Origin of the sequence: Pyrofollis japonicus (assembly GCF_033097485.1) — an archaeon.
GTDB classification, from domain to species: Archaea; Thermoproteota; Thermoprotei_A; order Sulfolobales; family Pyrodictiaceae; genus Pyrofollis; species Pyrofollis japonicus.
The window spans coordinates 1023614-1038334 of sequence record NZ_AP028634.1; the positions used below are offsets into that span (position 1 = coordinate 1023614).

The following is a 14721-nucleotide window of genomic DNA, read 5'->3' on the forward strand; positions in this document are numbered from 1 at the left end:
TAGATATTTAGAGCACTAGCTGCTCGCCGTGCATTCTTCTCAATAGGACCCTATAGGTCGGTGTGACCGACTTCGGGTGATTAGCATAGACATCGTCGAGCCTTCCAACGCTTGTGTTACGTGGCGAGGACTTGACACTATTGGGATCCCTGTACGCAGTTTCAGCTATTTCTTTGAGCACTTCTGCATAACGCTCTATTTCTCTCCTAGGTTCGGACTCAGTGAACTCGATCATCAAGGCCTCCTCAACTATTAGGGGGAAGTATATTGTTGGTGCATGTAACCCTCTATCAAGTAAGGCCTTTGCGACATCTAGTGCTGTTACACCAGTATCGTGTGCCAGCGGCTTTGCTGAGAAAACTACTTCGTGCTTTCTAGGCCTATCAGGGTCGTATGGAAGCTCGTAGCCCTTTACATCCCGCATTAATGCTATAAAGTAATTGGTGTTTATTACGCTCTGTATTGCGGTTTCCCTCAGCCCTTTCCCGCCAAGAGCAGCAATATACAGGTATGCTTTCACTAAAGGAATAATATTTCCATAGTATGCACGGATTCTGCCAATACATCTCTCGCACTTGTAATCCCAGTAGTACTTGCCATTCTTCTTACCTATGAGGGGCCTCGGCAAATAATCAACAAGTTCTCCTTTGGCGCAGACAACTCCTGCCCCAGGTCCTCCTCCGCCATGTGGTGCAGAGAAGGTCTTGTGAAGATTTAGATGAACAATGTCGAACCCCATATCGCCTGGTCGTACAATACCCATTATACCGTTAAGGTTCGCGCCATCATAGTAGAGAAGCGAGCCATTCTCGTGAAGAATCTCTGCAACTTCAAGTATGCGGTCCTCGAATATTCCCAGGGTGTTTGGATTAGTAAGCATTATGCCAGCAGTCTTGGCACTCAGAACAGCCTTTATTGCGTCAAGATCGACAGTCCCATGCTCCGTTGACGGTATTCTTATAACACGGAAGCCCGCCATAGCCGCGCTTGCTGGGTTAGTTCCGTGGGCCGAATCTGGTATCAGCATTTCATCCCTATTCTCCCTCTTATCAATGAAGTATTTACGTATCATTAGCGCACCGGCGAGTTCTCCTGCAGCCCCTGCAGGAACCTGGAGACTACAACGATCCATACCAGTAAGCTCTGCGAGCCACTTCTCAAGCTCGTATAGCATTTCAAGGAGGCCTTGGACAGTCTCCTCGTCCTGATAGGGATGTAGGAATGCTATCCTAGGGTCGCGTGTAAGGACCTCATTGATCTTTGGATTATACTTCATTGTGCACGAGCCTAGGGGGACAGGGCCAACGTCCACACCATAGCTCATCTGACTTAGCCTAGTAAAGTGGCGTGTGACTTCTACCTCGCTCGCACCCGGTATGTTTGGCATCTCTTCTCTCAAGAGGCCACGCTTTGCTAGCTCTGATTCAGGTGTTGTTCCAAGGCTCTCTCTAATTACGTCATCTTCTTCTCTAAAAGGTATTATGTAGCCGCTTCGCTGAGGACCGCCTATATCGTATATAAGTGGTTCAGGCCATTTGGCTTGTCTCCATCCCCTCCGAAGGACAGTCACATCAACTCACCTATAGCTTCTACGAGTCTATCAATATCTTTCTTACTATGGGCCTCTGTTACACAGAAAAGGGCTGAGTACTCGTCTCTGAGAGGAGGTTTGTCCCTGAGATCAAGGCCGCCCATTATGCCCTTTGCTAGAAGTCGGCGGTGTATCTCTCTGTAGGGCTTGGGAAAGCGGGCAACGAACTCCTTGAAAAACTCTGCATCAAATAGTGGCGCCTTTACTCCGATTTCATTTAGCCTTTTTGCAGTATAGTGGCTCCTAATCCATATGGTCTTTGCTAACTCTCTTATACCGCGGCCTCCGAGAAGAGACAAGTACGCTGCTGCAGCAACAGCGAGGAGTGCCTCATTACTAGTTATATTGGATGTTGCCTTCTCTCTACGTATGTGTTGTTCACGCGTTTGAAGTATCATTACAAAGCCTTGTTCCGTTCCATCAATTGTCCGCGTAAGGCCGATGAGCCGGCCCGGCATCTGCCTTACAAGCTTCCTATCCCACTTAGTAGCAAATATGCCTAGAAGCGGGCCACCGTAGTTAAGTCCTATCCCAAGCGGTTGCGCATCACCAACAACTATGTCTGCACCGTACCTTCCAGGCGGCTTAACTATACCTAGACTGAGAGGCTCTATCCCTACAACAAACAAGGCTCCATGCTCATGCGCCTTATCAGCTATTGCTTCAAGATTCTCCTCAAGTACTCCAAAGAAGTTTGGTGTCTCGACATAAATAGCGGCTGTCTCGTTATCAATCTTTTTCTCAACTTCATTGATATCTATTTTGCCGCTTTCTTTCTCAAAACCTACTTCCTCTATTTTGACGTTCTTACCTATAAGCCATGTCCTAATTACCTCCATGTGCTCCGGATTAATATTTGAAGAAACAAGTAGCTTACGGCGACGAGTAACCCTCATAGCTGCTAATAAGGCCTCAGCTGCCGCAGTGCTCCAATCATACATAGAGACGTTCACAACATCCATTTCAAGGAGATCCGCCATGAGGCTCTGGTACTCAAAGAATGCTTGTAGAAGACCTTGGTTAATTTCAGGCTGATAAGGCGTATACGCGGTATAGAACTCGCTTCTCGAAATAATTGCGTCAATTACGGCAGGCACGTAGTGAAAACATATGCCTCCGCCGAGGAAAGGCGGTGGATCGGCGAAGTACTTGTTTCTTGAAAGTTTCTCGTCAATTATTCTCCTAAGCTCCCACTCTGAGAGCATCCTGCCAAAACCAACGCTTGGCGGCTCCTTGAGAGTGACCTCTCTCGGCACGTCACGATAAAGATCCATTGGGTCCCTTACTCCTATGCGTCTAAGCATTTCCTCTCTATCGCGGTTATTGGCTGAAGGTGCCCAGGGATATGTCACGGCCTGCCTCCACTAAGCCTACTTGAAAGACGTGGGGCTAAAACTATAGCACCGCCAGTGTTAAGCCTTGATATCCCCAGTCTGCTCTAAGAGTACCTGGGCTATGAAGAGAGTCATGCCAAAGGAACCCATAGTGGGATGTCTCCCTCCGGGGTAGCTGAGCCCCATTAAGATGAAATAAAACAATAGCTATATAGTGCCAGGTTGTGAATAGTTACGACTTAACCATTTAAAGATTTGAAAGAGGCTGGGAAGGCCCGCAGCGATGGATTTGGAGCCGCCGCCGGGATTTGAACCCGGGACCCCCGGCTCCCTCGGAACCCGCGGACACGTGCGGGCGCTTACGAGGCCGGTGCTCTGCCCGCTGAGCTACGGCGGCGCCCTCCACGTCTCCAGTACTTTTGCTATATTTTCATGACGCAGTGGCTTATAAAGGGATTCCTTCATTCATATAAAAACGGGCCTAATAGCCGATGAGGTGACACGCAGGCCTAGTACAGCCCCATACCGGGGGCAATGATAGAGCCCGTCCACGGCCGAGGCGATGTAGCTAGCGTAGCGTTGTGTTTTCCTTAGTGAACTCAGCGCTCAGCCATGCTCCTCATAGCACTTGCTAACTCGGTTTCCCTCTTTTCATCACAGTTATCTACGTTATACCTGCTATTTTACTTAGTTTTTAAAGGGGTTGTGACTAAGCCTTGCTCCGGGGACTTGGAGTGCTCTCACAGAGAACAATGATGATAATAAGCCAGATCTACATCGTGGTATTATCATATGCTTTTGCTGCTTTTCCGCGTTACGTCTGGTTGTTGTTCCTAGTATACCTAGGGCTCATGATAGGGATAAGTACCTATAGCGCTAGAAGTAGCGGTGGCGTTAGTGTATCGAGACAAGACATTGAGCGTGCGCGGCAGTTATTACGGGAAGAGAATGCGTTACAGCTAGCTATGGAGGACGAAGAGTTATTAGACTTATACTCTAAGCAAATGAAGGCTTCAATGATATCATTTGCAATAGTGTTCCTGTATCTGCCACTGTTCTGGGTTATCCGAGGTAATTATCAGAGTCTAGTGGATGGTCTCCGCGGGCTTGGTGTCCGCAGTGAAGTTATTGCAGGCTTTATAATATGGCTTAGTGTGTTTGAGGCTATGACTCTTTTGAACTTCCTAGTTCAGCGAAGACTAGGCCTTAAGGCTGGAAAGCCGCTTGCACCAATGGTGCCTAAGGGCTTCGTTGTAACAGATAAAGGTATTATGCTCAGAGGTTCTCTTGGGAAGGTTATTGGCTTTCCTCTTCCCGAGGGTACGAAAGTCGTTCTTAACGAGGAGAGGAACTATGTCGAAATAGAGGAGCCTAAGGGTGGGAAGATAAGACTGTATACGATGAAGGCTCGGAGGCTCTATGAGATTCTAATGAGGTATGGGCTAAGAAAGAAGGAAAAACAATAAGCCTCTCATATCTTATTCTCGGTAACCATTCTGTATTCAAGCTCATCGAGGTTTTCATGTTGCTTTAGCTCTTCAAGCATCTGTTCGAGCCTTTCTTTTTCACGGCGCCATCCTTCAGGGCATCCTTCACCGACACGTACCGGTTTTTCGAGCCTGGACAGCAGTACTACTCTGCTCTCTATCTGCTGGGATACTATGTTGTAACCTGTCATTTCGGCAAACTTCTTGGCAATGCTTAGTACCTCAATGTGTTTTAGCATGTCATCTCTTCTAAGTCTTTGCCTTGAGGCGCCAACATACATGTAGGATTTCAGCTCAATATAGGTTGGCTGTGAAATCTCCACCATCTTTGCCCACGCCTTAAGAGCCTCTTCGTGTATATTGAAGCTGCGGACAAGCGTGAATCGTATTACGGTTGGGCTAGAGAAACTTGGTAGAAGCTCTAGAGTCTTCATTGTTAGTTCCCAGGCTCTTGGTACAAGTGGTCTATTGAACTTCTCATAGCTCTTCTTATCCCAGGCCTCAATGCTTATATAGAGCTGTGTTGGCTCTTCCTCAAGGTTTGCTAGGACATCCGGCCTTACACCTCTCGTGACAAGAAATGTTGTTATTCCGCGCTTATGGTACTCTTGTATGAGTTCTCCTAGGCGTGGATATAGTGCGGGTTCGCCGGTTAGACTTATAGCTGCGTGGTGCGGGCTCATTGCTTCTTCTATTCTCTTCCGCATGGCGTCATCCAGCTTTGGGTGTCCTAGGTACCCCATAACGGCTTCTCTGTGCGCCTCGATACTTCCTTCAACAATTAGGTCAGGGTCGTCGACCCATGGAAGCTTAGTCTCGTCAAAGGACAGGGTATCTGTGGGGCGTAGGCGCCAGCAGTGTAGACATGCGTTCCAGCACCATAGCGCTGAAGGGGTCATTTGTATACATCTATGGCTTGCTATTCCGTAGAACTTGCACTTATAGCAATACCTATTTTCAACTATTGCTGCATGGGTCCAATGACATTTCTTGTACGCGCTATGTCTGCCTATTATTATATAGCCCTGTTTCTCCAGTATACGGTAAAGTGTGCGATAAGGCTCCGGAAAGTCTTCTACTCGGTATCTCCACCTCTTGTTGCGAACTGTTCTAAGTCTCGCTTCCTGCATAGTAGTATTTCCCCTCTCTACCCGTATTCGCGTGTTAAAATCATGAAAGCATAGTATAAGGCTAACGCATATCCGAGCGCCAAGTGCTTAGAAAATATGTGCTTCATAGTCACTTAATAATGTCTCTTGGCTTAGACTTAGCTCGGGATGAGGATCACACCCTTTAACTGAGCGATAATGGATAGATGATAGAAGTGGCCAGGACCGACCCGCTATTCATAGACTCAGTATTCCGCCGTCACATCACCACTCGGCTCCAAAGGTCCTCATCATGCAACATGCTGAGCCAACACCTAGCTGAAGAAGCGGAGGTGATGAATTCCCTGTGGACTGAGAAAGAGTCAGGGGTCATCTATTACTGTCACTACTTCTCCTGCTTCTTCCACGACACGCCAAAATTGGTCAACACTTCTTATTACATGTGTGAGTCCGTTATCAGTAATTGCGCCCTCGATTTTTAGTAATTTTTTCTTAAACTCTAAGCCCCTGCTATAACCACCAAGCCCTGTCTTTGATACGACACGGTGGCATGGAACAACGACTATATCCTTGTTGGCGCGCATATAGGCACCTATAGCCCGGGGTGAAGTCCCAGTAAGCTCGGCCAGCACAGAGTAGGTAACAGTATGACCCACAGGGACCAGCATGGTTAGCAAATATACAATTTCTCTACGAGAATGGGGGTCCTTCCAGCTCACCCTTTCAGCACCCTTAAACATAGTCAGCTCATCTGCGGGGAGGTCAAGTCATCCCCATATCTTTTCACAGTATTCTGGGCACAGGTTTAATCTCTTCACGCAAGGTCCTACCCTTGGCTCCATAGCGTAAAGTATATAGAGGAGGGACCATACTTAGTACCTTCATAAAACATGGAGGATGGCGGGGTAACATAGCGGGGTAGGGTAGCCTGGTAGCCCGCGGGGCTCATAACCCCGAGGTCGGTGGTTCAAATCCACCCCCCGCTACCAAGAGCCCGCACCGCGGGCCCCCCGCCACCATTTCCTGTTACAATATCTGTTTGTCTTAATGATGATAGGTCTTCTACAAGTAGATAACATTTACGCGTACAGTTGTCTTGTGAAATAGTGTCAGAGGGCTCTGCTACACTGTATTATGCTGAAGCATAATATATGGGTGTTCTTGTACTTTCGAAGGAAAATGATGGTTTATGAGCTGCCTTTTAAAATAATTAATTCGTTAACTATAAGTAATGGCGCTACCTATAGTGTTGCTATGTATAAAAATGCCTATGGAATTGAAATAAGCTCGAAAGGGGGCATACAGTTCGTAAAACTAGGAACGGGCAATGATAGAAATGAAGTAGACATGGGTAAGTGTAATAAGCTAGCAACTGATTATAGAGGTGTTCGCGCCCTATATCGTGTCGCAAAGAACAGGTTTTACTCATCGATCACAATATATCCAAGAATCACTGGATGCGTTAGCAGCGAAGCAATACACAATATAAAAATAATCAATGTTTTTAAGGAAGCTGATACGTTTGCCGTTGTCTACAAGAAGGGCAACGAGTACTTCGCTATTATCGACGATATTGGAGGCTTTTTGCATACGCGGATATCATCAATAAAACCTAAAACAATACTCTACGAAGGCGGGGTAATTGCTGTAAGATTTGACGATTTCGTTCGAGTTGTCTCCCCGGTTACCGGGATAGTTGATATACCCCTAAGAGAGAATATAGAGCCTTTAGGATACGATACTTCGACAAATACAGCAATCCTAGTTAGCCATGACACCGGTATAGTTTTCTCGGTAGATTCTTCGGGCTACATAGAGATACTAGCATCCTGTACAAATATGGCTAAAGGTAGAAGCATTAAGGGTGATACATATGTGCTTTGCGACCTGGAACCAATTAATTCCTCATTCTTTCCATTCTATTCGGCGAAGGTATTCCTCGATGTGTTTAAGAGTACTGAAAACATAGATTTACTTCACCCATACATATTGTCAGTTGTAAAGCTAGATTCAGGGAAAGAATTAATAATAGCACAAATTTTGTCATCAAAAGTATACGTAGATATAGAGTATAATAGTTTCGGTAAAATTCCTCTAGCAAAGACGTCTATATACATTAGCCGGCGAATAGGAAACAATAGTGAGTTCGAGATAGATTCGCGTATCAATAATATTATTCAAGAATTGTTTGGACAGTATTATCAGTCAGACGAGCATAGTACTGACATATACATGAGAATCAGCGTCTTTTTAGCTAGCAATGAAATATGTTATGGAGTGCAGTGCGGGAAGTGCATTGTCAGTATTAGCGCGATACCGGGAGAGATCCTTGAGCCCTATGGTGAAATAAACGCAAATTTAGTGATAGGAAATAAGGTACTTAAAGAAGTTGTATTTCAGGGAGATAAAGCGATAACAGCAATTAAAAATGTGGATGAATGCAATGCGCTTATTAACAGTAAAGATGTCTACATATGCATAAATGAAAATGAGAAATGCTATAGATCTACAGCATTGAATGTATTCAAGATAGATGATGAGGTAAAATGCAAACTAGATGGAGTAGAAGGTATAGATTTACTCCGTATAAAGTGCTCCTTGGGCGACAACTACTATAAAATTGTTAGCCAAGATTGTGTACTAGCTAAACACTCCACTAGCCGAGAACAAGTTCTAAGATTAGTAATAAGGCGAGATCAACCCTGTTTACTAGGCCTTGTTAACACGGATGGGTTCTTATTGAGGAAAAGAGTAAGTCCTAAGTCTTACTTCGAAGATGTAGAGTCGAAGCTCGCAAAAATAGATGATTTCGACATAGAGGAGACAAGGAATGGTTACGTACTGCTTGTTAAGGCAACGATGCATCCAGGCCTTGTAGTACTTGAGCTTGACGATATACCTCATATTGTCCAAGCCGGAATTGTTGCGCTACGAGCTAGCGGTAAGCACGTACTACGACTATGGTCTAGGAACGGGGTCATCGAGGATAGCCCAGCATTCCCTGAAACGGAGAAAATTGTTCTCTTCGAATCGTGTGGTCGTGAAGAGAACTGTCTGTATAGGATAGTTTGTCCCAAAGAATGCAGCTGTACATTTACATGCAACGGAGTAGTGTCGAGTGGCTCAGAAATATTGGTTAATGGTGACGACTTTAGCGCTGAATGCAAGTTGCTGCTAACGTGTAGAGGGATGTCGAAGCTGCTCAGGTTTAGTAATAGAGAAATAATGTTAAATCTTGCAGTACTTGAGGGAAGAAAGCTAGCTGGAGTTGCCAATCTCCTTTAGCTGTGACAGTACGTAGCTTCTTATCTGCTCAAGGCTCGGTAAGTCCCTGACAAGCTTGCCTCTTTCGATATAGAGTTGTAGCAGGGGCTTTGGTGGCTTGCCGTTGCTGCACATGGTCTTTGGTTCCTCTTGCCAGGGGATTACTATGTCTTCGAGTGTTTTGCACCGATAAACCTTCTTTGCTCCAGGGAGCTTTCCGCGCTTAGAAATGGGTATCCATTTACCCTCTTTATGCACCTCCACTATGTCCATGCTTATATCTATGCTGGGTGGAAACGCTATAGAAGTTCCAACTCCGAATGCGTCAGCTACGTCTCGTAGCTCTCTTATTTTCTCCTCGTCAAGCCCTCCACTCACTATTATCTTAACATTCTTGTATCCGTGTAGGTCTAGCGTCCATCTTACTTCCTCAACTATTTGGCGCATGTTGCCTCTCCTACTGCTCGGGGTATCAAGCCTTACGGCAGCTAGTCTCTCGCCAAGCGTTCTCGCGGCCAAGAGTGCTTCATAGCGCTCATCGTAAAACGTGTCTACAAGCGCTACACGAGCCACATCGCTCTCAACAACTTCGTCAAAGGCCTTCCAAGCCTCAACGGGGTTGCCGAACACAATTATTAGTGCATGGGGCATAGTTCCCTGTGGTTTAAGTCCAAGAGCCTTTTCCGAATAAGTTCCGGAGACAGCATCACAACCACCAAGATAGGCTGCCCTATCAGCCATAGGGGCAACTGCTGGATGGAGTGCGCGAAGCCCGAAGAAGAGAACAGGCTTGTCTCCTGCAGCCAGCTTCATACGGGCAGCTTTTGTTGCAATACTCGATTCGTGCCGTAGCACACCGAGGATTGCGGTCTCGAACTCGGCGAACTCGCAGTACGGCCCCTCAATGATCATTAAGGGAATTCGTGGCTGAAATATCGTTCCTTCTGGTAAAGCGTAGACATTAATGTCCTTGCCTTTTAAAATTGCTAATGCCTCTTCCAGCCCAGCAAAAACAGCCCATTCATATCCCTTAGGAAGACTATATGCGTGAAGTTCTGCCCTAACCAGTACATCACATAAGCCTTTTTCCTCCAAAATCTTCCTAGTACGCCTAAAGTATACATCAGTGACTTCTCCCTTGATTATATCTTCGGGAGACGCGACATAGAGCCTAGGTTGAGCCAATTTACTCACCCAAAACCTCTACTATTATTCTCCTAGAGCTACGAGGACCGTCAAGCTCTAGGAGAATAATTTCTTGCCATGTTCCACGTACAAGTCTACCGTCTTTTACAGGGAAAATGCGTGAAGGCCCTATCACGGCAGATGCTAGATGTGCGTGAGCATTGTTATCTATAAGGTTGTGTTTCCATCTATAATCTGGTTTAAAAACTTGTTTAATGAATTCTATGTAATCATCTATGAGTCCGGGCTCAAACTCATTTGCTATTATTGCCGCTGTAGCATGTGGTGCAAATACTAAGCAAATGCCATTTTGTATTCCGCTTTCGCGTACAGCCTCCTCGACGTAGCGAGTTATGTTTATTGCCTCGAGTCTTTTTGATGTATTTATCACGATTTCTTTGAAGAAGGTTTTCAATACCTAGAACCCCGTTCTGATAACTCTAAGGCAGTGAATTAAAGGGTGTAGCTCTGGCAGAGTAAGGAAGAGGGTGTATAGCTGAATGAGCGAGGATGTTGAAAAACTAAAAATGCTTATCAACGAAAAAATAAAGATTATTGAGAAGGAGCTTGGAGACCCACTTATCTATGCAACAAAGGACGATTTTGATAGGATCTTGTCAAAATATAAAGTAGTTGTAGTAGAGTTTTCAGCACCTTGGTGCAATCCGTGCAAAGCCTATACGCCTGTATTCAAAAGAGTTGCACGAAAGCTGGCGAATCCTGAGAAAGGAATAGTCTTTGTCTACCTAGATACTGACCAAGCACCTGAAATAGCTGATAGATACTCGGTTGACAATATACCAACGACCATAATTTTCGTAAATGGACATGTAGCTGACGTAATCATGGGAGCTACTCAGGAATCTCGACTAGAAGAGCGCATACTCAACATAGTTAAAGAGGTTTTTAAGGAACAATAGGACCTTACCAAGCAGCGTCGGCAAAGGGGGAGGAGCTTCATCCCTCGAGGGTCGCCTCGGGGACAGCGTCTCCTCATAACGCCAAGTTGATGTGAATATTTGTAAGGCTTAATATTGGTTTAACGAGTATGGGTGCCTATCAGAACGGCAACGTACTTGAAAACGTATTAAGAGGCGCTTAGGCATGCGATCAGAGTATCGCATTCCGGGTTTTGGACTCAAGCCTTTGATCGGAGTTGTCCATTTACCACCTTTACCTGGCTCAATTATAGGTTATTCGGGTATTGATAGAGTAATAGAATATAGTGTTGCCGAGGCAAAGAAGCTTGAAGAAGCCGGTTTCGACGCTGTAATACTTGAAAATTATTCTGATAATCCCTATTCAGTCAGAGTAAATGACCTTGTTCTATCATCTATTACAGTGATTGCACGAGAAGTCATACGTGAAACTGGGCTAAAAGTCGGAATAAGCTTATTACGAAATGCCGGGCTCCAAGGCCTTGCAGCAGCTTATGCTGCTGGCGCCCACTTTGTGAGAATAAACGCGTACTGCGAAGTAAGAGTGTCCGGCGAGGGCTTGCTGATGCCGATATCTCATGAGCTTGAGAAATTAAGACAAAGACTCGATAGACATGTTGCCGTCTTTGCCGACGTAGATGTAAAACATAGTAGTCCTTTAGGAGAGAGGCCACTTAGCGACGTAGTTCATGACTGCGTATCCCGAGGGAGAATGGATGCAATCATAGTAACAAGTCGTGCCACCTCGGAAGCCCCAAGCCCAGGCTACGTTGCAGCAATACGTCAACTAGCTAAAACAAAGCCAATAATAATAGGCAGTGGTATAACAGCCGAAAATATAAAGGCTTACTGGAACCTCGCAGACGGCTTCATAGTCGGCACATACATAAAGCACGGCGGCTCAACAAAAATGCCTATTGATCCGCAACGTGCAGCCAAATTGGCCTCAGTAGTCAGAGAGCTAAGAATAACAGCAAAGATAGCGAACTAAACAAGTAGCACAGTAAACTCTAGTCACTTATTCCTCAACGGTTCTAGGCGCTACTATGAACTTCTCCTCAGTGCGTGCCGCATTCTTCAAAGCAGTGTCGAGGTCAAAATCACGGCTGCTGGGTTCATCCCTTCTAAGGAACCCGGCTTGCCCCTCTTGTGGGTGATAAAGAGGCTCTATACCCTCAACGTTCGCCTGGAGGAGCCTGTCAACAATTTTCCTAGCGGCATTCATCCTCTCGGTGATACGCTTTCTAGTATCATCATCAAGTGTTATTCGGCTTAACCATGCAAGACGAGTAATCTCGTCGTCTTCTTTGCTCACTCCAACGATCACCCCTCAAGGCTTAAGGCATAGCTAGGGCCTCTATTCCAAGACGCTTAGAGACATAGGAGGCAAAATAATATGCTGAACGTCCTCCGCGATATGCATCGACAATGAGTAATCTTGGTTTTGCTTCTTCGACGTAATTAACTAGCTGACGGAAATCTGCATGATCACTAAACGAAACTATCCACTCATTTGGAGAAATTTGGCGATACGGTTCGCGTAGCTCCCATCCCGTAAGAAGTATATGTGTTCCTCTGTACTGTCTACGTCTACTCCACCACGAAGAATAGTGGTGGAATTGTACGTAGTATCCGTACTGTTGCGCTTCTTCAGCCGCCTTGGATCGAGCGATATACACGTCATTTATACAATAGCCGTGTTTGCAGAGCACTTTTGTCGTATTGTAAACGCGTCTACTCACTATGAAGGGTGCATCTATGTCAAATCTTCGTAGAATAAGCATGACTTCTTCTACTTTACCATTATACGCATATAGATGAACTGGGCCATGTATGAGTCCCTCTCTGACGATATCGCTTAAGATGTATTCCATTTCATCTTGCCAAGGCCGTATGTGTTCTTCAAGCCCATAGGTAGCGTCTATTACAAGGACGTCTAATCCCTTCAGTATCTCAGTGCCTGGTAGTTTAAAGTCCCCAGTATAACCTACTTGAAGACCATTTCTAAGCTCAACTATTACTTCAGCAGCACCGGGTATGTGGTTAGCCTTTCTAAGCTCAACTATATCATCTTCTATACGCACTCTAACCCCGTACGGCATTTCTAGCTTCTTGGCTGGAGGCACTCTCTTCCCTAATGCCTCGAGCAAGTCAAGCGTAAGCGGTGTCGCTGCAATGAAGTCTGACTCACGTATGCTTTGCGCAAGACCTCTAGTATGATCCTCATGTATGTGAGTAACAATACGTATCCTTCTTCTCGGATAATAACCGTCTACCGCAATGTAACTGCCGAGCAATATTGCGCCAGTCTCGGCAACTATTGCTGGTATATCGTAGCCCAAGGTACTGGCTGCCCCAAACACTGGATGCTATGGTATTACACTTATCTTTTGGGCTCAAATCCTTGGCCAAGCTCTACTTAGAATTTAAGGAGGCTAGAGATCTAGCATAACGGCTATGTTATAATTATTCATGCGTTAAATCAACCGAGAAGAAAGACATGACACAAGCATATGTGTTAAAAAGATAACTTGGGGGTTATATCATGCGGCTTCACAATTCTTAAGAGCGCATACTTTACTTTGTAAAGCCGAACGTTAGGTTGAAGAGCTGCTCTAGCTCCTTCTTAATGTCGTCACGCTTCTCCTTTACCGCCTTTGCTACCGCTTCAAGGGCTGTGTATGCTCTGCTGGGTATCTTTCCTCTGAACCACGAGATGTCCTTGGCCATTCCGACGCCGAGCTTCTCGTACTTTACGCCTACGACGGGGTCTTCTTCCCGCTCATTTATCAGCTTGTCCAGCTCTAGTACCAGTGTGCCGCGTGCCAGCATGTAGTCGCCATAGGGGTCAACGAGCTTCAGTACTTGCTTCTTTATCTTGCTGAGCACACGTATGCCAAGTATCTTGTCAGGAGACGGCCTTATCTTGGCTACTTGTAGTGCGCCAAGCAATGCTACTATTCCGCTGAGGTCGCTGAAGGGCTCGTACCATGGTCTTCCCCTGCCGCCTGCAACCATTTGTTCTGCCGACGCCCTCATCAGTACTTGACCGCTGAGTACGGTGTTGTAAGCGTATGCTTTCTTGAAGCGCTCGTCAAGAGCGATGTCTACAATGCTTTCGGCCTCGCTTCCAACGAATAGTGTGTGTCTTGCAGGGGTGTCAAATACTACGCCCATGTAGAAGCCCAGCATTGCTGCCGCTTCTGGTCTATCGGCGGCCTTTACCACCGTGTCGCCTAGTAGTGTTCTCTGAAGCGCTACGTCACTTAGTCTTCTCGGCGCCTCCGTATACGCTATTACTCTGACTAGTCCAAAGCTCTGGAGCATTCTCAGATAGTATAGAAGGTCGTTCATGCTGAAGTTCTTAAGGGCGACGTACTTCTCGCCTAGCATCTCAACTCTCACAATGCCGCCGACGATCTCGCTAACCTTCTTCGGGGCCTGGCCTGGCTCGGCTGCACCCGTTAGCATGTCCTTATAGAACTCTATTAGCCCGGAAATACCGCCTAGCTTACCCTGCGCTGCAGCGGCTAGCTCTTTGAACCTTCTAGGTACTCTAGCCTCTAGAGTCAGAGGTGGTAACAGCATGCTCCCACCACTCCAACTACCAGATAGTATAGGGTCAGAGAGTTAAAAATTACCCTCTTCAACACCTCAATACCGATTATCGCACTTTAGTATTATTAAGATGTTATATTCCGATTACAAAATCCCTAGGAATTATTATACATCAACATAGTAACTGAATAATAGCGCGAAATGAGCCTAATCAACTATACACATAATAAGAGTGTAAAGGTGGTTTTGGGTCAG

Annotated in this window: 13 protein-coding genes and 2 tRNA genes; 5 read left to right on the top strand and 10 right to left on the bottom strand. The window is 45.9% G+C overall.

Going from position 1 to position 14721, the window contains the following annotated elements; all coding sequences use genetic code 11:
• Positions 1–7 precede the first annotated feature (7 nt).
• The 3 genes from gcvPB to SBG41_RS05245 form a co-directional block, all read right to left on the bottom strand.
• On the bottom strand, positions 8–1570 hold the full coding sequence (gcvPB, locus tag SBG41_RS05235; RefSeq protein ID WP_317894505.1) for an aminomethyl-transferring glycine dehydrogenase subunit GcvPB: 1563 nt from the start codon (positions 1568–1570) through the stop codon (positions 8–10).
• The gene (gene gcvPA, locus SBG41_RS05240) at positions 1567–2943 is read right to left on the bottom strand and encodes an aminomethyl-transferring glycine dehydrogenase subunit GcvPA (RefSeq protein ID WP_317894506.1); all 1377 of its coding nucleotides are present in this window, start codon (positions 2941–2943) and stop codon (positions 1567–1569) included. The genes gcvPB and gcvPA overlap by 4 nt, the downstream gene beginning before the upstream one ends.
• Before the next feature lie 272 nt (positions 2944–3215).
• A tRNA-Thr gene (locus SBG41_RS05245) sits at positions 3216–3322 on the bottom strand.
• Positions 3323–3659: 337 nt separating this feature from the next.
• On the opposite strand from SBG41_RS05245, the gene SBG41_RS05250 reads away from it, so the two are divergent.
• The gene (locus tag SBG41_RS05250; RefSeq protein WP_317894507.1) at positions 3660–4391 is read left to right on the top strand and encodes a DUF2208 domain-containing protein; all 732 of its coding nucleotides are present in this window, start codon (positions 3660–3662) and stop codon (positions 4389–4391) included.
• 5 nt (positions 4392–4396) lie between these two features.
• Here SBG41_RS05250 and twy1 read toward each other — a convergent pair whose 3' ends face one another.
• Positions 4397–5542, bottom strand: a complete 1146-nt coding sequence (twy1, locus tag SBG41_RS05255; protein WP_317894508.1) for a 4-demethylwyosine synthase TYW1 — start codon at positions 5540–5542, stop codon at positions 4397–4399.
• A gap of 341 nt (positions 5543–5883) precedes the next feature.
• Positions 5884–6240 carry an MGMT family protein gene (locus SBG41_RS05260; protein ID WP_317894509.1) on the bottom strand — a complete coding sequence of 119 codons (357 nt, stop codon included), beginning with the start codon at positions 6238–6240 and terminating at the stop codon, positions 5884–5886.
• Positions 6241–6433: 193 nt separating this feature from the next.
• Here SBG41_RS05260 and SBG41_RS05265 point away from each other — a divergent pair.
• Together SBG41_RS05265 and SBG41_RS05270 are read left to right on the top strand one after the other, a co-directional pair.
• A tRNA-Met gene (locus SBG41_RS05265) sits at positions 6434–6510 on the top strand.
• A 172-nt stretch (positions 6511–6682) separates the two neighbouring features.
• Entirely contained in the window at positions 6683–8806 is a 2124-nt protein-coding gene (locus SBG41_RS05270) for a hypothetical protein (RefSeq protein ID WP_317894510.1), read from the top strand.
• Here SBG41_RS05270 and SBG41_RS05275 read toward each other — a convergent pair.
• The gene (locus SBG41_RS05275) at positions 8780–9970 is read right to left on the bottom strand and encodes a nicotinate phosphoribosyltransferase (RefSeq protein ID WP_317894511.1); all 1191 of its coding nucleotides are present in this window, start codon (positions 9968–9970) and stop codon (positions 8780–8782) included. The genes SBG41_RS05270 and SBG41_RS05275 overlap by 27 nt on opposite strands.
• 1 nt (position 9971) lies before the next feature.
• Positions 9972–10385, bottom strand: coding sequence for a secondary thiamine-phosphate synthase enzyme YjbQ (locus SBG41_RS05280; RefSeq protein WP_317894512.1), 414 nt, complete (start codon positions 10383–10385; stop codon positions 9972–9974).
• Positions 10386–10470: 85 nt separating this feature from the next.
• Between SBG41_RS05280 and SBG41_RS05285 the strand changes: the two genes are divergently transcribed.
• On the top strand, positions 10471–10890 hold the full coding sequence (locus SBG41_RS05285) for a thioredoxin family protein (RefSeq protein ID WP_317894513.1): 420 nt from the start codon (positions 10471–10473) through the stop codon (positions 10888–10890).
• A gap of 184 nt (positions 10891–11074) precedes the next feature.
• Complete coding sequence (locus SBG41_RS05290) at positions 11075–11899, top strand: BtpA/SgcQ family protein (protein WP_317894514.1); 825 nt, start codon at positions 11075–11077, stop codon at positions 11897–11899.
• A gap of 27 nt (positions 11900–11926) precedes the next feature.
• Here the strand turns inward: SBG41_RS05290 and gatC are convergent, their stop codons facing one another.
• The 3 genes from gatC to SBG41_RS05305 all read right to left on the bottom strand — a co-directional run bounded on the left by gatC (position 11927) and on the right by SBG41_RS05305 (position 14496).
• Positions 11927–12223: an Asp-tRNA(Asn)/Glu-tRNA(Gln) amidotransferase subunit GatC gene (gatC, locus tag SBG41_RS05295; RefSeq protein WP_317894515.1), complete on the bottom strand. Its 297-nt coding sequence runs from the start codon at positions 12221–12223 to the stop codon at positions 11927–11929.
• 22 nt (positions 12224–12245) lie between these two features.
• Positions 12246–13250 (bottom strand): MBL fold metallo-hydrolase, encoded by a 1005-nt coding sequence (locus SBG41_RS05300; protein ID WP_317894516.1) that lies wholly within the window; start codon positions 13248–13250, stop codon positions 12246–12248.
• A 235-nt stretch (positions 13251–13485) separates the two neighbouring features.
• The gene (locus SBG41_RS05305; protein ID WP_317894517.1) at positions 13486–14496 is read right to left on the bottom strand and encodes a hypothetical protein; all 1011 of its coding nucleotides are present in this window, start codon (positions 14494–14496) and stop codon (positions 13486–13488) included.
• Between the last annotated feature and the right edge of the window lie 225 nt (positions 14497–14721).